We start from the raw sequence: 19,650 nt of genomic DNA, 5'->3' as shown, positions 1-19,650 counted from the left end.
GCCATCGAAAGTAACGTTGATTTAGATCAGTCTTTACCTAGGTGATATTCTGACTTCGCCTTAATTTTATAGGACTTAGCCCCGTCCATCTCTTAAAAGCACGTGAGAAAGTGCTCAAATCAGCAAAGCCGAGTTGATAGGCAATCTCGGTCATGTTGATGTGTTGGTCTTCTAGCAAGTGCAGTGCTTTTTCTAACTTGTATTTTTCGACTGCGCCTCGATAGTTTGTGTTGAGTTCAGCAAGCCTTCTATTCAACGTTCGGATGTTCATGTTGAGCGACTGAGCAAGGCTCTCACCCGAAACATTCTCCAAGTTATTCGCTTGATTGAGCGCATTGTAGATCTGGAGAATCAGGTCGCCTTTCTTTAGGGACTCTGCGTCTTTTCTCAGTAGGTTCAGTGCCGAAAAATAGATCCCTTCATCGTAATTATCTAAGGGTTTATGAAGATGCTTTTTGTCGATAGCGATCTTTCTTATAGGGTGTCCGGCGGTAATTTTTGTTCCCGTTAACTGCTCGAGTTGTTCGGTGCGCTCGGGAGAGAATTTGTGCTCAATCAGTTTGACGCTCACATCGATGTCTTCGCTGAGGATCACATGCTTGATGATGTAAATGAGTGTGGCGATCAGCATCGTTACGCCAAGGTAGGTGACGTGGCTTTCTTGGCTAAAAGGTTCGCTGTTGAGTACCCACAACTCGGCGCTACCTTGTTTATTTTCTCGATACTGAAGCCGGATAGGTGACGCAATAATGAACGAGAATTCAGCCGCAGTTTTTAGCATCGCTTCAAGGTCTGGAGCGGTCCATAGTGCTAGGGAGTAACTGCCAAAGGTTAAGGGAGTAACGTGCTTCGCGGCTCTTACGGGAATCAGCTCATCATCGGTATATTCACACAGTTTTACTAACTCTTCACGAAGGTCGTGGAAATGCAATCGGCCATCTGAATTCTTACGCTTTGGCGGAAAAAATTGGCTCTCCACTTGATGCTCTTTTGCTGTTAAAGCGAGCAAGGCTTGCCAGCCAGCGTGAACTGAAAGGGAGTTATGAAAGCGTTGTTCCAATGCCATTTTATGACCTTATAAATCGGAGATGTGATCAAAAACACAAAGTGATTAATTGTCCAGAATAGTGAATTTCTTGTCCTGAATTGCAAAGTTAAAGCCTAGGGAAATTGTATTCTGAATGCCGTGAAAAGGATATTTACCTGTACCCTACGTTCATGCATAACATACAAGTTTTGGTTTTAATGGAAAAGTAATATTCAAAATTTAGCCTGTTATGCAAAGTATAATGAGAACTACATAATGAATAATTGGCAAGAGATCCATGGCGAAAAACTACTCTCGTTAGAGTCTGCGGTAGGCAAACTCGCATCAGGTGACAAAATCTGGGCAGGTGGCTTACTGTCCATTCCAGTTGTTTTTCTAAAGGAGTTGGATAAACACCTCGACCTATTCAGTGATTGTGAAATCTACACAGGTTTGATGACGACTCCCTTCGAGTTCTTGAAGCCTCAATATCGATGGAACTTCAAGCATATCAGTCTCTTCATGGGGCCAATTGAAAGAAAGCTGCAAAGCTCAGGCAACGTAGAAGTGACGAACTTTCATTTCTCTAATTTCGAAAATATTTTTGAAAAACTGCAGCCGAATACGGTTGTCGTTGAAGTGACACCACCGAATGCAGACGGTTTTGTGAGCTTAGGCGCGTGTGGCGGCGTTGCAACGAAGGTGGCGCTGAAACATACTTCTAAAGTAATTTTTGTTGTTAATGAACAGCAACCTTTTATCGGCAATGAAGACAATATCGTGCATGTCGATTGTGCGGACGCATTAGTCGAAGGCCATCATAGTATCGCGTCACCTAAAGCTGGCCAGCCTTCAGAGCTAGAGACCGAAATTGCAAAACACGTTAGCCCATACATCAAAGATGGAATGACGGTACAAATTGGTATTGGAACCATCTCAAATGCGATGGGTATGGCGCTTCGAGACCGTAAAGATCTAGGTGTTCATACAGAGATGTTTACCGAATCTCTCATGGAGATGTGTAAAGCCGGTGCGGTGTCTGGCACTCAAAAGAATCACATGCCAAACAAGATCGTCGCGGCATTCGCGGCGGGCCCGCAAGAGGTCATGGACTTTCTGCACAATAACCCAGACATCGAGATGGGCTCAATGAGCGAAGTCGTTAACCCGTATGAAGTCGCTAAGAACGATAATTTTGTTTCAATCAATACGTGTTTGATGATCGACCTTGTGGGTCAAGTGGCATCTGAAGGAGCGGGTTTTAGCCAGATTTCAGGCTCTGGTGGTCAGTTAGATTTCGTACGCGCCGCGAACATGGCGAAAAACGGCGTCAGCATATTAGCCTTGGCAGCAACACGTGAAGGTAAAGACGGCTTAGAGTCGAATATTCGTTTGTCATTGCCAGTGGGCACGCCGATTACCACGCCTCGTAACGATGTACATATCGTGGCGACGGAATACGGCTCAGTAAACCTGCGTGGTATGACGGTCTCTGAACGCGTTCATGCGTTAGCTAACATCGCACACCCAGATTTTCGTGAGTCGTTACTGGCTCAAGCAAAACAACATGGCTTAGTGAAGTAGGAGGTAATTATGTTTACAGGACAATTTTTCAAACTCGCATTTATCGAAGATTCTAATCGTATCGTTGAATTGGTTTTCAACGCAGAATCTGATTCGGTTAACACACTCACTAAGTCGGCACTAATTGAACTTGAAAGCTGTGTCGAACAACTTGAAAACAGTGATGCTGCCGGTCTGATCATCCGTTCAGGCAAAGCGTTATTTAGCGCGGGTGCGGATGTAAAAGCCTTTCGCTCTCTGTTTAGTGACGGTGATGCGGCCATTACCGATTACTTATCATGGGCGCACTCCATTTATAACCGAATCGAAGATCTTAACCTTCCTAAAGTCGCGATCGTTAATGGTGTCGCGGCTGGTGGTGGAGTCGAGCTTTCACTGCTTGCGGATTATCGTCTTGCGACGACTGATCTAAAAATGAGCCTGCCTGAAGTTAAGCTTGGCATTATGCCAGCATGGGGTGGGGTGACTCGATTACCGCGCATCACAGGTGTGGATACGGCTCTGCAATGGCTAACAACGGGTAAAACTTTTAAGGCGCAGCAAGCGTTAGAACATCACGTTGTTGACGGTGTGATCGATGCGAGTAAGACAAACCCAATCGAAAGCGCGTTAACCATGCTTGAGTCGTGCATCTCTGGTGACTTTGATTGGCAGCAGCGTTATGCAGAAAAACAAGCGCCACTGACTCTGAATGACGCGGAACTGGCGATGTCGATTAATGTGGCTAAAAGCATGGTCGCGAAAGCAGCTGGTCCACATTATCCGGCACGAGGCATTATTCTGAACACGATTTCTCAAAGCGCTCGTTGTTCTCGTGATGAAGCCTTAAAACTTGAGCAAGCGGGAATCATCAAATGTGTCGCAAGTGGCGTAGCAGACGCTTTGGTAAATGTTTTCCTGAGCGACATGGCAGTAAAAGCGACAGCAAAAAAACACGCTAAAGGCGGTAAGAAAACCGAAGAAGTGGGTGTGGTCGGAGCTGGCATTATGGGCGGCGGTATCGCTTATGTTACCGCGGATAAAAAGCTGGATGTGGTACTTAAAGACATCAACAAACAGGGCTTAGCGTTAGGACTAAATGAAGCGAATCAACTGCTTTCAAAGCAAGTGACTCGCGGTCGTAAGAGCCCAGAGGCGATGGGTGAAGTGCTCAACCGTATCGTGCCGACTTTGCACAATGCAGCGTTAGACAGCTGTGATTTAGTGATAGAAGCGGTCGTTGAGAATCCAATCGTAAAAGAAAAGGTGCTAGCTGAGCTTGAACAGGTTGCGCCAAATGCAATGATTGCATCAAACACATCTACTTTGATGATCAGTGGCTTAGCGCACTCATTAAAGAATCCAGAGAACTTCTGTGGCATTCACTTTTTTAACCCGGTGCACCGCATGCCGTTGGTTGAAGTGATTAAAGGTGAGCAAACATCACCAGAAACCATTGCAACCGCAGTTAACTATGTTCTGGCACTTGGCAAGACGCCGATCGTGGTGAACGACTGTGCTGGCTTCTTGGTTAATCGCTGCCTAACGCCTTACTTCTTGGCTTTCAACCAACTGTTGGTTGCGGGCGGTGATATTGCTCAAATCGACAAAGTGATGAGCAAAGGGTTTGGTTGGCCAATGGGGCCAGCGCATCTGCTTGATGTGATTGGACTCGATACCGCAGACCACTGCATTGATGTGATGAGCGAAGCGTTCCCAACGCGTTTAGCCAAGCCTGAAGCAAATCTGATCGCGGAATCTGTGGCGAAAGGACGTTTAGGACAAAAAACAAAAGAGGGTTTCTATCTGTACAAAGCGGATCGCAAAGGTCGCTTGCAACCAGAAAACCATTTTGAAACCACTGCGCTTATTGAACGCCTTTGTGATGCACCAATCTCAATGGAGCCTCAAGACATCACAATGCGAATGATGTTACCGATGATGTATGAAGCGATTCGCTGTTTAGATGACGGCATTATTTCTTCAGCTGCCGAGGGTGATATTGCGTTTATCTACGGCACTGGATTCCCGGCATTCCGTGGCGGAATCTTCTACTACATGGATAGCATGGGTCTAGATAAGTTGTTAGAGATTGCCCAACAATATGAAGACTTAGGTTCTTTATATGCTATCCCTCAAGGTCTTCGTGACCGTGTTGAACTGAACCGTAATTTTTACGCGTAACCTGGAGCAAGAAATATGAAAAACGTAGTGATTGTAGATGCGATTCGAACTCCAATGGGGCGTTCAAAAAATGGTGTATTTCGACATGTTCGAGCCGATGATCTTTCGTCTCACTTAATGAGTGCCATGCTAAAGCGTCAGCCAAAGGTTGAATCTACTCTGATTGATGATGTGATCTGGGGTTGTGTGCAGCAAACAGAAGAGCAGGGCGTTAACCTTGCAAAGGTCGCAGCACTGCAAGCTGGGCTGTCTGAAGAAGTACCAGCAACAACGGTGAACCGTTTGTGTGGATCGTCGATGGATGCTTTGCACATGGCAACGCGCTCGATCAAAGCGGGTGATGCTGATGTTGTCCTCGTTGGTGGTGTTGAGCATATGGGTCATATCCCGATGACAAAAGGCATCAACCTAAACCCATACAACCGCAATATGGCACAAGCTTCTGCCATGATGGGTTTAACGGCGGAAGCACTTGGGCAACTGCATAACGTTTCGCGTCAAGAGCAAGATGAACTGGGCGCTCGTTCACATCGACTCGCGCACGAAGCGACACTTGAAGGTCGCTTTGATAACGAGATTGTCCCAACCATGGGTCATGACGAAAGCGGTGCGCCAACCTTGGTTAAGCATGATGAGGTGATTCGTCTTGAAACCACCGGTGAATCTTTGTCTAAGCTTCGCCCTGCGTTTGACCCGCGAGGAACCGTAACGGCAGGTACGTCTTCGGCCCTGTCTGACGGCGCATCTTGTTTGCTGGTGATGAGTGAAGATAAAGCCATCGAGCTCGGCATTAAACCAAGAGCTAGAGTTATCTCTTCTGCCTCTGCGGGAGTGCCAGCGGCGCTTATGGGTTATGGACCAGTACCGGCAACCCAAAAAGCGTTAGCGAAGACTGATCTAACGATCGCAGATATCGATTTTGCTGAAGTGAATGAAGCCTTTGCAGCGCAAGCTATCCCGTGTTTAAAAGATTTAGGCTTATGGGAGCAGCGTGAAGATAAAGTGAACCTGCATGGTGGAGCGATTTCACTGGGTCATCCTTTAGGATGTTCGGGTGCTCGCATCGTCGGTAGCCTTATCAATATTATGGAACAGCGTGGTGGTCAATACGGGCTAGCAACTATGTGTATTGGTATGGGGCAAGGTATTGCGACGATTATCGAAAGAGTGGAGTGAGTCACTTGATGGTTCGAGATGAGCTCGTCATCTAGGTGACCAAGACAATAAATTAGGGTAACGATTCAAGCCTTCAACCTGTGTTGAAGGCTTTTTTAGTGAGTTGCACTTTTTGCTTATCCAGAACTATCATTGAAGGACACACATGCCTTAAGTTCAAATAATCGACAAACCATGGTTATGAATGAATGTTTTTTCAACGGTCAGGCAAATATCGGCACAATGGCATTGACCTTACCCTAAGGGTAACGTTTATAGTTGCGGTGTAAATTCAAAGGTAAGCTATGACAAACACATTCCGAAAAACTTGGATTATTGTTTTCAGCATCATTGCGATGTTGATGTCTAGCTATGCCTCAAGCTCTTCAGCCATGATGGCTAATATCATGGCAACGCAGATGATGTCGAATAAGTCTATCTGCCAGCACAACGATTCGCCGAGCGATCCTGATGCCGCAAATCAATTTGCTGCCGGTTGCCATGTGACCGTTAGCGATCCAGACATGAGCGATCATGTTCATGCAAGCACGCCGAATGGCGACCAGTCTGTTCATGGAGCTCACTCTGCCCATGATGAGCACGCTATTTATGTTGAGCTGTCTGCTGATGACAAGATGGCTTCGCATCAAGAATCAATGGATGCTCACGGTGAGCATGTAATGGGCAACAACTGTTGTGGCGGTTCGGATTCTGCTCATATCTGTTGCTATTCTGTTTGTTCTACCGCATCACACACAATTCAGGCGCTCCAAGCCAACTACCAAATTTCCTCTTCATTCGCACCTCATCACTCTGTGACCATTGGTCAAAAAGTGACTCGTGCACAATCTTTGCTACGCCCACCTTCCGCATAAATCTATATCTAAAAATACAGCTATATCAGTTAGATAAATCTGATAAGCCATTCTTTTTTATGCGCTAATTAGCGCTAGATATGGACATTCATTGTGAATATGAAACCAACAACCTCTGTGTTTGTCATGAACACGAGCTTAGTGGTTGCTGCTACCTTGCCTATGGCCTTGTTTTCAAGTGCTACGCTCGCGGCTACCACGGCGTCAGCTTCAAATGCTCAACACATTTCAGCACATGACCAAGCAAGCTCGACGCAGCAACTCAATACACTGATTGAGATTGCGTTAAGCGAAGATGGAAATCGCAAACAGTACTTTGCTCAGTCTCAAGCGATGCGAGAAACGGGCATTGCCAGCTCGACCTTAATGGATCCTAAATTAAAAGTTGGATTTGGCGGTTTGCCTGTCGATAGCTTTCAATTCGACGAAGACCCGATGACCAATATATCGGTAGGGCTGATGCAGCAGTTTGAGCGTGGCGATACACTTAACCTTCAACAGAAAAAGGCAGGCCAACAGGCAGATGCTTTAGCTTTGCAGGTGCAAGCAAGAGAATTGACGGTTGCGAATAGCATGACGCAGCTTTGGCTTGAGTTAGGTTATCAGCAAAAGGCTGAGTCGGTGATTCGTCAAAATCGTCGTTTGCTGGTTGAGCTTGAAAACTATGTACAAACCAATTACTCGATTGGTAAAAGTGAAGCGCAAGATCTGCTTAATGCTCAGCTTCAAGTGAGCAAGCTTGATGAGAAACTACAGGCAAACCAGCAGGTTCAGCGCCGCTTAATCTCTCAGCTTTCTGAATGGTTGGGTTCTGATTGGCTAGGCTCTCAGGTTCTTGATTCTCAGGGCACACTGAATGCAACTAACCAAATCGATTGGTCGTTGTTGGAAAGCAAATTAGCGACCAATATCGATTCAACTAAGCACTACCAGCTACTGACTGACCATCCGTTGGTTAAGATCTCCGATGTCAGTATTTCCTCCAATCAAACTCAGGTTGAGTTAGCCGAGCAAGCTTATACCCCGCAGTTTGGGGTGGAAGTGATGTATGCACACCGTCAAGCCAATAACATGGCGGGTGAACCAGCTTCTGATCTGGTGAGTGCTTATCTGACAGTCGACATCCCGCTGTTTACAGGGAACCGACAAGATAAAAACTTATCGGCTGCTCAGTATCAAGTTGGTGCGGCTAAATCTCAAAAAGACACCTTACTTTCTCAAATGAACGCGCAAGTGAATGCATTGCTGGTGGACAGATCAAATCTGATCCAGCGATTAGATCGCTATCAAACGTCCTTGCTTCCTCAAACCGCAGCCCGAATCAGCGCGGTTGAGAGGGGCTATCAAAACAATACCGCCCAGTTTAACGATGTCATTTTAGCAACGACCGATGAGCTGGCGCTTAAGTTAGAGCAACAACGTTTGATCACCGATCTCAACATCGTTAACAGCAAACTGGCGGCGTTAGCCAGTGGCTTTGAATACCAAGTAAATCAACCACAGCTTGTAACCACAGAGAATCAGTAAGGGATAGATAATGAGTTCAGTAAAAGTAGCAACAATCGCTTTATTGGTCGGTGGTGCATTGGGTTTTGGTGTGAACCATTTTCTAATTAATCCAGCACACGACATGTCAGCAATGGCAACGAGTACAGAAGCCAGCGATGAGCCTTTGTATTGGGTAGCTCCGATGGATCCAAATTATCAGCGTGATAAGCCGGGCCAGTCGCCAATGGGGATGGATCTTATCCCTGTATATGCTGACGATGTGAACGGCGGAGCCAAAGATAAGCCCGGAACCGTGTTTATTGATTCTTCTGTGGAAAATAACCTTGGCGTGAAAACCGCACAAGTCACAAGAGAACCGCTATCACCGCGCATTGAAACGGTTGGCTACGTGGCATTCGATGAAAGTACATTGTGGCAAACCAACGTCAGAGCAGCTGGTTGGGTTGAGAAGCTCTACATCAACGCAGTGGGTGAGAAGGTAAACAAAGGTGATGTGCTTTTCACACTCTATTCTCCAGAGCTTGTTAAAGCACAAGAAGAGTTGATCAGTGCTTATAAAACGGGTCGTAAAGGTTTGATCAAGGGCTCGACTGAACGCTTAATTACCTTGGGTGTTGATAAGACTCAAATCCGCGCTATTACGCGCAAAGGTAAAGCCTCGCAAACCATTGAAGTCAAAGCGCCAGCCGATGGTGTCATCGCAAGCCTGAATATCCGAGAAGGTGGTTACCTTTCACCGGCACAAGCGGTGATCAGTGCTGGCCCATTAGGCGAAGTATGGGTTGATGCTGAGGTGTTTGAGCGTCAAGCGCACTGGATCTCGTCAGGCAGCAATGCAGTGATGACGCTAGATGCCATTCCTGGCAAAGAGTGGTTGGGTAATGTCGATTACGTTTACCCAATCCTTGACCCAAAAACTCGAACTTTGCGCGTTCGTTTGAAGTTCTCCAATCCAAATGGCGAGCTTAAGCCAAATATGTTCGCCAATATTGCGCTGAAACCCATCAGTGATGAAGCCGTTCTTACTATCCCAAGATCTTCGGTTATTCACTCCGGTGGTATGACTCGAGTGGTGATGTCAGAAGGTTCTGGCAAGTATCGTTCTGCTCGTATTGAGGTTGGTCGTGAAGCTGGCGAAAAAATAGAGGTGCTTCAAGGGCTAGAGCAAGGTGAGAACATTGTCACTTCTGCACACTTCATGTTGGATTCTGAATCGAGCCAATCAGCTGATCTGTCACGCATCAATGGTGTTGAGGAGGAAGCTGAAACCGTATGGGCAAACGGTGAAATTTCCGATGTTATGCAAGGCAGTCGCATGGTGACGATTAACCATCAGCCTGTTCCTGAATGGGATTGGCCGGGTATGGTGATGAACTTCACCTTTGCGGAAGGCTTGGACATGAGTGACGTGCAACGTGGTAAGGCGATTGATTTCGAGATGAGAAAGACAGAGTCAGGGCAGTACGAGGTTGTTGATTACAAGGTCAACAAACACAAGATCGCCGGCGAAGTTTGGGTGACGGGTGACATCACCATATTGATGGCAGATTTTGGCATGATCACCGTAAAACATCAGCCAGTCCCTGAGTGGAATTGGAAAGCGGGTGAAATGAATTTCCAAGCCAGTGATGACCTTGATTTATCTGAGTTTGCCGAGGGTCAAACCATTCGGTTTCTAGTGGTGAAGCAGGGTTCTGATTATGTGCTCAAATCTTTAGAAGCGGGTGAGGGCGAACTATGATCAATGCAATCATTCGCTGGTCTATTAGCAACCGCTTCTTAGTGCTAGTTGCTACTTTAGCCATCGTATTTGGCGGCTTATACAGCGTTAAAAATACACCGGTCGATGCTATTCCTGATCTGTCTGATGTTCAGGTGATCATCAAAACCAGTTATCCGGGGCAAGCGCCACAAGTGGTTGAGGATCAGGTGACTTATCCATTAACCACCGCCATGTTAGCTGTACCAGGAGCAGAAACGGTTCGTGGTTACTCGTTCTTTGGTGATTCCTATGTCTATATCATCTTCAATGACGATACCGATATGTACTGGGCACGTTCACGAGTGCTGGAGTACCTAAGCCAAGTTGCACCTAACTTGCCTTCGAGTGCTAAGCCAACACTAGGGCCAGATGCAACCGGTGTGGGCTGGGTTTACAGTTACGTGTTGCAAGATAAAACCGGTCAGCACGACTTAGCGGAACTTCGTAGTTTGCAAGATTGGTTCTTGAAGTATGAATTGCAAACCGTAGAAGGTGTGTCTGAAGTGGCGACCGTTGGCGGCATGGTGAAGCAGTATCAAGTACAGATTGATCCTGCCAAGTTACGTGCTTATGACCTAACGCTTCAGCAAGTCAACAAGGCAATTCAAGATGGTAATCAAGAAACAGGAGCGTCTGTTGTTGAGATTGCGGAAGCCGAACATATGGTTCGTACCACCGGTTACCTGACAAGCATCGAAGACATTCAATCTCTGCCGCTAAAAGTGACCGACAAAGGTACTCCGTTGCTATTAGGTGACATTGCTGACATTAACCTTGGCCCACAAATGCGTCGTGGTATCTCTGAACTTAATGGTGAAGGAGAAGCGGTTGGCGGCGTTATCGTGATGCGCTTTGGTGAAAATGCCAGTGAAGTGATCGACTCGGTGAAATCCAAGCTCGCTGAACTGCAAGCTGGCTTGCCTGATGGTGTCGAGATTGTCGCGACTTATGACCGCTCTACTTTGATTGATTCAGCCGTTGAAAACCTTTGGAAGAAGCTGGCTGAAGAGTTCATCGTGGTCGCTGTCGTGTGTGCGCTGTTCTTGTTCCATATCCGCTCATCACTGGTTATCGCGCTAAGTCTGCCTGTTGGTATCTTAGGTGCATTCATTGTGATGCATTGGCAGGGTATCAACGCCAACATCATGTCTCTTGGCGGGATCGCGATTGCGATTGGCGCCATGGTGGATGGTGCCATAGTGATGATTGAGAACGTTCATAAACACATTGAACGGACTCCGCTCACTGACAAAAACCGTTGGCAAGTGATTGGTAAGGCAGCAGAAGAAGTCGGCGCACCGCTGTTCTTCTCTCTGATTATCATTACCTTGAGTTTTGTGCCTGTGTTCGCGCTAGAAGGGCAAGAGGGCAAGATGTTCTCGCCACTTGCGTTTACCAAGACGTATGCGATGGCCGCAGCCGCTGGTTTGGCTATCACGCTTGTGCCTGTGCTAATGGGTTACTTCATTCGCGGCAACGTGCTACCTGAACACAAAAACCCAGTCAACCGCAGCCTAGTGGCGATGTACAAACCGCTTCTGAACCTAAGCTTAAAATATCCAAAGGTGATGATTGTTATCGCACTTGGCTTAATGGCGTCTGCTTATTACCCAACCAGTAAGCTTGGCAGCGAGTTCATCCCTCCTTTGGACGAAGGAGATTTGATGTACATGCCAACCACGTATCCGGGCATCTCAATAGGTAAGGCTCGTGAGTTGTTGCAACAAACCAACAAGCTCATCAAAACCATTCCAGAAGTCGAAACCACGTGGGGCAAAATTGGTCGAGCAGAGACAGCAACCGATCCTGCACCTTTAACCATGATTGAAACCGTGATTCAGCTTAAACCGCGAGATGAGTGGCGTGACGGTGTCACTACGGAGTCTCTGCGTAAAGAGTTTGATGATCTGATTCAGTTCCCTGGTTTAACTAATGCGTGGGTTATGCCAATCAAAACTCGTATCGACATGTTAGCGACCGGTATCAAAACCCCAATCGGAATCAAAATCGCTGGCCCAGAGCTGAGCGTGATTGAAGATATTGGTTCGCAACTTGAACCCATCCTCAACAGCGTGAGTGGTACGGCTTCTGTCTACGCCGAGCGTGTTGCGGGTGGTCGTTATGTGACGATAGACATCAAACGTCGTTCTGCTGCGCGATATGGCTTGAGCATTAAAGAAGTGCAACAGGTTATTTCGACTGCGGTTGGTGGCATGAACGTGGGCGAAACCGTTGAGGGGCTAGAGCGTTATCCAATCAATGTTCGTTATCCACAAAGCTATCGTGATTCTGTCGTTAAGTTGCAGAACCTGCCGTTAGTGACACCAAATGGAGCGCGAATTGCTTTGTCTGATGTTGCAGATATTCGTTATGAAGATGGACCGCCAATGATTAAGACGGAGAACGCGCGTCCTAATGGCTGGGTGTTCGTTGACATCGAAGGTCGCGACCTTGGTTCTTATGTGGCAGAGGCGCAAAAAGTCGTTACAGATCAAATCGTCTTACCTGCGGGTTATTCATTGGCGTGGTCTGGTCAATACGAATACATGGAGCGTGCGAAGGAGCGTTTGAGTGTCGTTGTACCAATCACCATCGCCATCATCATGTTGTTGCTCTACCTGAGCTTCCGTCGTGTCGGTGAGGTGATGATGATCATGCTGACATTGCCACTCGCAATGGTGGGTGGCCTATGGCTGATGCATGTCCTCAATTACAACTTCTCCATTGCGGTGGGTGTGGGCTTTATCGCCCTTGCCGGGGTTGCTGTTGAGATAGGTGTGATCATGTTGGTCTACCTAAACCAAGCATGGCACTACAAGAAATTGGATGCGGAGCAGAACCAGCAAGCACTTAAGAGTGAAGACTTAACGGATGCGATTCGTGAGGGCGCAGGACTGCGTGTTCGCCCAGTGATGATGACGGTACTTACCGTGATTATCGGCCTCATTCCAATCATGTATGGCGAGGGTACGGGCTCAGAAGTGATGCAACGAATCGCAGCACCAATGATAGGCGGTATGGCTTCTGCGCTGTTGCTCACCCTACTGGTGTTGCCTGCAATCTTTAAGCTCTGGAAACAGCGTGAGATTACGCATAACCAAAACGAGACAAACAAATAACGTATTGATTATTAGCCCTTACCTACCAAAAACAGAGTGGGTAAGGGCGTACCACATGAACATGTGAAACTAACAAATAAATAACTGAATTAATCTAAGGAACGATCATGAAAAAGACACTTATTGCGATTGCACTGACGTTAACTACTGCAACGGCTTTTGCTGAAATGGACCACTCAGCTGTTGACCATTCAAGCATGGAGCACTCGATGATGAAGAGTGGAGAGATGGACCATTCTAAAATGGATCACAGCATGATGAAGGATGGAAAGATGGACCATTCGATGATGAATATGGAAGGCATGTCTGAAGTGGGTATGCCTGCGACAGGCGCAAAGCCGGATAAAGTGGTTCATGTTCTGTTAAGTGACGATATGAAAATCACATTTAAGAACAAGGTTGATATTGAGCCGAACGACGTGGTGCAGTTTGTTGTGATGAACACAGGCAAGATTGATCACGAATTCTCGATTGGTTCTGCTTCAGAGCAGTTAGAGCATCGTGAAATGATGAAAAACATGGGTAATCACGCCCATGACTCGGGTAGCACAGTTACAGTTAAGCCGGGCAAAGCGAAACAGATGCTTTGGCATTTCCATGGTGATAATAACGTAGAGTTCGCGTGCAATATTCCTGGTCACGCTGAAGCGGGTATGGTGAAGTCGTTAACGCTATAAGGTGATACACAAGCCATATCTAGTTCAAAGGGATGAGTGCTAGGTATGGCTACCTTGTTTTAGTGCTATTTAGGTATTAGCTTTAAAAGACTATAGGAATAGGAGTTTAAGGATGAATAAGACAGTTCTAGTACTTGCAGTAACGGGTGCTTTAATAACGTGGTCGACCCACAGCATTGCTGCTAAACCTGAGTGGGCTGGTAAAGGTAAGCCCGATTTAGAAGAAGTGAAAACGCTCGCTGAGGCTAAAAAAGTTGAAGGCGAAATTGATGATCGTGAGAAGCAGCTTGATTCAATGATCGAAGAGAAAAATAAGAAAGCGAAAAAAAGTAAGAACAAAAAAGATAAGCAGAAACTAGATAAAGAACTCGACGATTTGGAAGACGAGAAAGAAGCCCTCGAAGAGAGTAAAGAGAAGCTCAAAGATAAGAAAGAAAAGCTTGAAGATGATATGGATAATGACGAAGAAAAGTCGGGATTAGAAAAGCAGAAAGACAAGAAAGCGGAACAAGAGCGTAAAGAAGAAGGAAAAGGGTCAGAGAAAGGCCAACAGCAGCGTGAAGAAAACAGCAAAAAGTGGTGGAACTTCTGGGAGTAATGCGAGGGCCTTACATCACCAATTCATTTCAACCTATCAGAACAGCTTTGTGTGACCGCTAAGTCATTGGTTAAACATTGTGACCAGTTAAAGATAAGTCTCAACCTGTTCAGGAATACATGAACTAACTTGTATTGGCTGAGGCTTATCTGTAGTTAGAATCACTGTAGTAAGATAGAAGTTTCAAGCAGGTGGTGTGCCTCGCCGCTTAGGTGCGGTAGCTCTGACATGATCTTTTTAAACTTGTCGTCGATTGATTCTGCTTCATTCAGCGATCGAAAAGCCAGTACAGCCTGTTCAGGCTCGCTGTTCACATAACCTTTCAATGTATCTAGCTGAATTTTGTTCGCATTTTCTACTTTTGACAGTGCGACATTAATTGCATCGATATTAATTGTTAACTCATTGCTTTTAAACATTTTTTATTATTTATGGGTTGTTGCTAATGCGCGCACATTACCACAACTGTTTTTCCAGATATTGACCAAGATTATTAAACCCGCACTTTTATGAAATCTGAGTTTAATTGAGAGGCACTAGCACAATATCGTTTTGTCTATCCATGCAATTGATTCATGAGCTTGTTCCTTAGTGTTAAACATCACAAGAAATCATAATATTTATTTTTACGAGTCTATTTTTTGCGAATGTTAACTCTCTATTATTGAATCTATTTCGCTAGTTTCCTTGGAGATATGAAACATCTTTAAGGAATAATGATGAAAAAAGGAACGTTATCTCTCGCGGTTTTCATGATTTTATCTTCTGGAGTAACTTACGCAGAAGAGCAGATTAGGAATAGTCACTTTAAAGGCAATATGGATGGCTGGTGGAATGCCGGCGCCAACATAGCAACAGAAAGTAATGAAGCGTGTATTGATATAAAAAACCCAGGAAAGAATTCTTGGGATGTCATTTTTGGCCACAGTGGCATTGGTTTAGAGCAAGGTCAAAGGTACCAAGTATCGTTCGATGCATATGCAAATATTGATACTGAGATGAAAGCCTTGATCCAACATGAAGGGCCTCCTTATACGCATTATTTCCTAAGTGACGTGGGTATATCAACAGACAAGCAAAGCTATACGTTTGATTTTGTACACGAACTTGATAGTGACGCCGATACAGAATTCCAGTTTCAATTAGGCGCACAGAAAACTGGTGTCATCTGTGTTGATAACGTTTCTGTTGTAGGTAAGCCATTTGTAAAAATAGCGACTAAGATGCCTATTCGAGCTAACCAAGTTGGCTTCTTACCGAAATCAGATAAATATATCTTTGTTGAAAATACCTCGACGACACCTTTGAAATGGACATTAGTCTCTCAATCAGGGATCAGCCTCGACCTCGGTAAAACAGAAGTATTCGGTTTGAATAAAGCGTCGGGTGAGCACATTCACCGAGTTAACCTTTCAAAATATACAGACACGATGAGAGGTTTAACGGTCAAGGTCGATGACGATGTCAGCTATCCATTCGATATTCGAAATGATGTTTATAGCAAGTTGAAGCTCGATGCGTTGTCTTACTTCTATCAAAATCGCAGCGGCATTGAAATAAAGCCAGAGTTCGTTCAACGTGAAGATCTTGCGAGGCCCGGTGGCCACATGTCCGATACTGCAACCTGTTTTGATAAAGTTGATAGTTGGGGAAATAAATGGCCTGGCTGTGACCTGACTATTGATGCGACCGGTGGTTGGTACGATGCAGGCGATCATGGTAAATACACGGTGAACAGTGGCATCTCAACATGGACACTTCTGAATTTATACGAGCGAAGTCAGTTCCTAGAAAACAAATTGCTTCCTTTTTCTGAGGGCAAAGTGAAAATCCCTGAAGCAACCAATGGCGTTAATCCGTTGTTGTCTGAAGCGCGTTGGAACATTGAGTTCATGTTAGCGATGCAAGTCGACTCTGACACGCCTATCTCTGTCCCTGTTGGTAATCAGTCTGCCAGTAAACAGCTAAAACTTACCGAGATTAACGCGAGAGGGCTGGCTTTCCATAAGATCGCGGATGAGTCTTGGACTGGCATGCCATTACCGCCACACAAAGATACTCAGAAACGTTATGTTGGTTATCCTACTACTGCGGCTTCATTGAATCTGGCGGCAATCGGTGCTCAGTGCGCACGTATTTGGAAAGATATCGACAGTGATTTCTCACAGTTATGTTTGGATTCAGCGACCAAAGCGTGGAACGCAGCAAATCAACATCAAGATATCTATGCTTACGACAACTTCACAGGTTCTGGGCCGTATGATGATATCGAATTGAGTGATGAGCGATACTGGGCTGCGTCCGAGCTCTTTATCACAACCCATGATGAGGTTTACAAAAAAGTATTGATTGATTCCCCGCACTATCTTGAAGTGCCGAAGGGGAACATTAATGCGGATGGTGACATGTATTGGCAGTATATAGCGCCTGCGGGCACTGTGAGTTTAGCCGTGGTACCTAATTCATTAGACAGCCAAGTCATTGAACAAGCGCGTAAGAATATTATTAAAACGGCAGAATCTTATACAAAACAGCTGGTAAATGAAGGCTATCACATCCCTTATACGGTAAATGAGTATTCGTGGGGCTCAAACTCCAACCTTGTAAACCGAAGTATCTTTTTGATTTACGCTCACGATTTTTCCAATGATGTTCGATACATCAAAGCGGCGGCTAGTGCGATGGATTATATCCTCGGAGGTAACCCGATGAATATCTCTTATGTTACTGGTTATGGGACGAAACCTGCAGAGAATCCTCATCATCGATTCTGGGCTTACGCTGCTGATGAAAGTTCACCAAAACCAGCGCCGGGTGCGTTAATTGGAGGCCCAAATTCGGTAAGTTTTAGTGATCCTATTGCCGCTGTGATGAAAGGCAAGTGTATTGGACAAACGTGTTACAGCGATAATATTGGCGCTTGGACGTTGAACGAGATAACCATCAACTGGAATGCGCCGCTAGTATGGGTTACTTCTGCTTTAGATGAAGGGCAGCTTGATTGAGGTAATCAATTAAATTAATAATATTCAAAGAGTAATATCATTTGGTATTGCTCTTTTTAATACAATAAATCACACAATGAAGTGCGCAGTTTTAATTGTTTTAGACTTTAAGCTAAGCGGAGATGGTGAATCTAAAGGGGTATTGTAACTAAAGAGAATTTGAAACTAAATAGAGATTGGAGCGTGCAGCGGGAATCGAACCCGCATCATCAGCTTGGAAGGCTGAGGTAATAGCCATTATACGATGCACGCACACTGTCTTATGAGTAAGACTGAGGCATTAAGATATTTGGAGCGTACAGCGGGAATCGAACCCGCATCATCAGCTTGGAAGGCTGAGGTAATAGCCATTATACGATGTACGCTTTTCTTAGGTATCTCTTGAAAGCGAAGTTATCATGCCACAGTTTCCAAAAATTAAAAGGACTAAATCAATGTTAAGTGTTTGTTTGCGTGCTTTTTGTTCTCCATGCTCTTTAATTGCTCATTCCCTCCACTAATCAACCTGAACTTGTATGTACTCAAGTATCAAATGTATATTGGAACCTTTGATATGCAAAAAATGCGGATGCGATAAAAAGTACTGCAAGTAACAGAAAACTGAGCTGCAACTTCCCTGATATCGAGAGTTTCATTCTTTAACTCATATATTTAGCTTGCGGAACAAAATAGCGCTATTAATGAGATTGATAAATAGATGTGAGCGTATTTTCTTCACTTAAAGTAGTGTGTGTTAATTATTTGCGGGATTTATAGTTAAGCAACCTTGCAAGACATTGATGGTGAAGATAATAGAGAGCAATTGCCTCTCTATTATTTATCGTTTAAAAGTTGTTAAACGCAGCTGAAAATATCGAGTGTTTTCTCTGTGAACTCATCACTTTCCAACGCTGGAAAGATGTTTGTTATATCTTCATTCCTTAACCCCAACCAACTCAGCAAGGTAGCGTGCACTTGATCGGTCGACGTGGTCGGTATAACCCGTCCCCTCGACAATAAATGATCGCTTCCTTCTTCTAGGCTTGGGTATGCGCCCACAAAACGTTTCCCTGAAACCGCACCGCCAATCACGAAAGAGTGACTGCCCCAGCCATGATCGGATCCGCCATTTGCATTGGGGATCAAGGTACGACCGAATTCAGAATGGGTAAAAGAGGTAACTTGCGAATCTAGTTTGTAGAGTCGTAGTGCTTGATGGAAAACGGTAATGGCTTCACTGTACTCCATTAGAAGTTGAGACTGTTGTGCTAATTGATTTGAATGCGTATCAAAGCCACCCAACTTGCAGCTGAAGTATTGCCTTTGCTGACCAAAGGCTTCTTGATTCAGAATCAATTTAACGACCGCTTCAAGTTGTCGGCCAATGGCGGTCTCTGGGAACACAATAGACGCATCGAGAACGGTATTGAAGATATCGCTCATTTTACCATGCGTATCTGGCGCATTAGCCGCGAGCTTGGCGTAATGGCGTTGGAACACATGTTGGTAATTGTTCTGTTGCTGTATCCTTTCAAACAACCGCTTGTCACGATTGCTTTCATTGTTAATAAAGATATCGTGTGGTGCAGAGCTGCCGACTTTGTTGGATTGCATGTTTAAGTTGTTCGTCCACTCTTGCCCGCCACCGATATCGAACAGAGGAGAATAGCCTTCAAACCCTCGAGAGGTTGACCCTAAAGCTATCTCACCATTGGCACCAAACCCTTGCTTATCGAGACTGACGCGGGACGATGTTTGAACCATGGCCGATTGGTGATTGTGGCTAAATAAATGCGCGGGTTTTAGCTCGTCGGTCAGACCGCTCTCTCCTCTAGGCACAATCAAAGGGCCAACATTCAAAATAGGTAATAGCTCGTTTTTGTTCCACAGTTCCGCCATCGCGTCTAACGCAGGGTTTAGATTGAACTCGTTTGTCAGATTTTCTCCATCGCCTTTGCCTATTTGTAGGTTTCCACGTAAACGTTGGTAGTTTGTATAAACACTGTCTGATTGAGGAATGATCATATTGAACCCATCATTGCCGCCCGCAAAATCTATCCCTATCAGCGCCTTGTAACGTCCATCATTACAGTCGTTAAATAGGTGAGCATATGCTGGCATTGAGGTGAAGTTCAGTACGGTTACGCCTGCCGCGGCTGCGGTACCTTGCAAAAATCGTCTTCTTGAAATGGACATA

At 45.4% G+C, this 19,650-nt stretch carries 13 protein-coding genes and 2 tRNA genes; 10 read left to right on the top strand and 5 right to left on the bottom strand.

The window, feature by feature from the left end:
* Window positions 1-37 precede the first annotated feature (37 nt).
* A complete protein-coding gene (locus tag MSG36_RS10410; protein ID WP_248367625.1) occupies window positions 38-1,066 on the bottom strand; it encodes an AraC family transcriptional regulator in 1,029 nt (342 codons plus the stop codon).
* A gap of 237 nt (window positions 1,067-1,303) precedes the next feature.
* Between MSG36_RS10410 and MSG36_RS10405 the strand changes: the two genes are divergently transcribed.
* The 9 genes from MSG36_RS10405 to MSG36_RS10365 all read left to right on the top strand — a co-directional run bounded on the left by MSG36_RS10405 (window position 1,304) and on the right by MSG36_RS10365 (window position 14,469).
* A complete protein-coding gene (locus MSG36_RS10405) occupies window positions 1,304-2,611 on the top strand; it encodes an acetyl-CoA hydrolase/transferase C-terminal domain-containing protein (protein WP_248367624.1) in 1,308 nt (435 codons plus the stop codon).
* Window positions 2,612-2,620: 9 nt separating this feature from the next.
* Complete coding sequence (fadB, locus tag MSG36_RS10400; RefSeq protein WP_248367623.1) at window positions 2,621-4,774, top strand: fatty acid oxidation complex subunit alpha FadB; 2,154 nt, start codon at window positions 2,621-2,623, stop codon at window positions 4,772-4,774.
* 15 nt (window positions 4,775-4,789) lie between these two features.
* A complete protein-coding gene (gene fadA, locus MSG36_RS10395; RefSeq protein WP_248367622.1) occupies window positions 4,790-5,950 on the top strand; it encodes an acetyl-CoA C-acyltransferase FadA in 1,161 nt (386 codons plus the stop codon).
* A 284-nt stretch (window positions 5,951-6,234) separates the two neighbouring features.
* Window positions 6,235-6,804 (top strand): hypothetical protein, encoded by a 570-nt coding sequence (locus MSG36_RS10390; protein WP_248367621.1) that lies wholly within the window; start codon window positions 6,235-6,237, stop codon window positions 6,802-6,804.
* A 99-nt stretch (window positions 6,805-6,903) separates the two neighbouring features.
* Window positions 6,904-8,331, top strand: coding sequence for a TolC family protein (locus tag MSG36_RS10385; protein ID WP_248367854.1), 1,428 nt, complete (start codon window positions 6,904-6,906; stop codon window positions 8,329-8,331).
* 10 nt (window positions 8,332-8,341) lie between these two features.
* Window positions 8,342-10,054 carry an efflux RND transporter periplasmic adaptor subunit gene (locus tag MSG36_RS10380; protein ID WP_248367620.1) on the top strand — a complete coding sequence of 571 codons (1,713 nt, stop codon included), beginning with the start codon at window positions 8,342-8,344 and terminating at the stop codon, window positions 10,052-10,054.
* The gene (locus tag MSG36_RS10375; protein ID WP_248367619.1) at window positions 10,051-13,194 is read left to right on the top strand and encodes an efflux RND transporter permease subunit; all 3,144 of its coding nucleotides are present in this window, start codon (window positions 10,051-10,053) and stop codon (window positions 13,192-13,194) included. Before MSG36_RS10380 ends, MSG36_RS10375 begins: the two co-directional genes overlap by 4 nt.
* A gap of 107 nt (window positions 13,195-13,301) precedes the next feature.
* Window positions 13,302-13,871 (top strand): cupredoxin family protein, encoded by a 570-nt coding sequence (locus MSG36_RS10370; RefSeq protein ID WP_248367618.1) that lies wholly within the window; start codon window positions 13,302-13,304, stop codon window positions 13,869-13,871.
* Between the two features lie 112 nt (window positions 13,872-13,983).
* Window positions 13,984-14,469, top strand: coding sequence for a hypothetical protein (locus MSG36_RS10365; protein WP_004731489.1), 486 nt, complete (start codon window positions 13,984-13,986; stop codon window positions 14,467-14,469).
* A gap of 161 nt (window positions 14,470-14,630) precedes the next feature.
* Here the strand turns inward: MSG36_RS10365 and MSG36_RS10360 are convergent, their stop codons facing one another.
* Window positions 14,631-14,888, bottom strand: a complete 258-nt coding sequence (locus MSG36_RS10360) for a hypothetical protein (RefSeq protein ID WP_081230397.1) — start codon at window positions 14,886-14,888, stop codon at window positions 14,631-14,633.
* A gap of 300 nt (window positions 14,889-15,188) precedes the next feature.
* On the opposite strand from MSG36_RS10360, the gene MSG36_RS10355 reads away from it, so the two are divergent.
* Window positions 15,189-17,474 carry a glycoside hydrolase family 9 protein gene (locus MSG36_RS10355; protein ID WP_248367617.1) on the top strand — a complete coding sequence of 762 codons (2,286 nt, stop codon included), beginning with the start codon at window positions 15,189-15,191 and terminating at the stop codon, window positions 17,472-17,474.
* Between the two features lie 177 nt (window positions 17,475-17,651).
* Here the strand turns inward: MSG36_RS10355 and MSG36_RS10350 are convergent.
* The 3 genes from MSG36_RS10350 to MSG36_RS10340 form a co-directional block, all read right to left on the bottom strand.
* Window positions 17,652-17,726 (bottom strand) — tRNA-Gly (locus MSG36_RS10350).
* 38 nt (window positions 17,727-17,764) lie between these two features.
* Window positions 17,765-17,839: transfer RNA gene (locus tag MSG36_RS10345), tRNA-Gly, on the bottom strand.
* A gap of 469 nt (window positions 17,840-18,308) precedes the next feature.
* Window positions 18,309-19,649, bottom strand: a complete 1,341-nt coding sequence (locus tag MSG36_RS10340) for a DUF1501 domain-containing protein (RefSeq protein WP_065677596.1) — start codon at window positions 19,647-19,649, stop codon at window positions 18,309-18,311.
* Between the last annotated feature and the right edge of the window lies 1 nt (window position 19,650).

The organism is Vibrio sp. 1CM8B (assembly GCF_023161685.1).
Taxonomy (GTDB): domain Bacteria; phylum Pseudomonadota; class Gammaproteobacteria; order Enterobacterales; family Vibrionaceae; genus Vibrio; species Vibrio coralliirubri.
The sequence above is the reverse complement of the archived record's forward strand: the minus strand, read 5'-3'. Positions and strand labels throughout refer to the sequence as shown.

Excerpts from the sequence above, each read along its gene's own strand:
- MSG36_RS10355 (WP_248367617.1), top strand. The coding sequence starts at position 15,189 with ATGAAAAAAGGAACGTTATCTCTCGCGGTTTTCATGATTTTATCTTCT.
- MSG36_RS10405 (WP_248367624.1), top strand. The coding sequence starts at position 1,304 with ATGAATAATTGGCAAGAGATCCATGGCGAAAAACTACTCTCGTTAGAG.
- MSG36_RS10385 (WP_248367854.1), top strand. The coding sequence starts at position 6,904 with ATGAAACCAACAACCTCTGTGTTTGTCATGAACACGAGCTTAGTGGTT.
- fadA (WP_248367622.1), top strand. The coding sequence starts at position 4,790 with ATGAAAAACGTAGTGATTGTAGATGCGATTCGAACTCCAATGGGGCGT.
- MSG36_RS10370 (WP_248367618.1), top strand. The coding sequence starts at position 13,302 with ATGAAAAAGACACTTATTGCGATTGCACTGACGTTAACTACTGCAACG.
- MSG36_RS10340 (WP_065677596.1), bottom strand. The coding sequence starts at position 19,649 with ATGTCCATTTCAAGAAGACGATTTTTGCAAGGTACCGCAGCCGCGGCA.
- MSG36_RS10365 (WP_004731489.1), top strand. The coding sequence starts at position 13,984 with ATGAATAAGACAGTTCTAGTACTTGCAGTAACGGGTGCTTTAATAACG.
- MSG36_RS10360 (WP_081230397.1), bottom strand. The coding sequence starts at position 14,888 with ATGTTTAAAAGCAATGAGTTAACAATTAATATCGATGCAATTAATGTC.
- fadB (WP_248367623.1), top strand. The coding sequence starts at position 2,621 with ATGTTTACAGGACAATTTTTCAAACTCGCATTTATCGAAGATTCTAAT.
- MSG36_RS10410 (WP_248367625.1), bottom strand. The coding sequence starts at position 1,066 with ATGGCATTGGAACAACGCTTTCATAACTCCCTTTCAGTTCACGCTGGC.
- MSG36_RS10380 (WP_248367620.1), top strand. The coding sequence starts at position 8,342 with ATGAGTTCAGTAAAAGTAGCAACAATCGCTTTATTGGTCGGTGGTGCA.
- MSG36_RS10375 (WP_248367619.1), top strand. The coding sequence starts at position 10,051 with ATGATCAATGCAATCATTCGCTGGTCTATTAGCAACCGCTTCTTAGTG.
- MSG36_RS10390 (WP_248367621.1), top strand. The coding sequence starts at position 6,235 with ATGACAAACACATTCCGAAAAACTTGGATTATTGTTTTCAGCATCATT.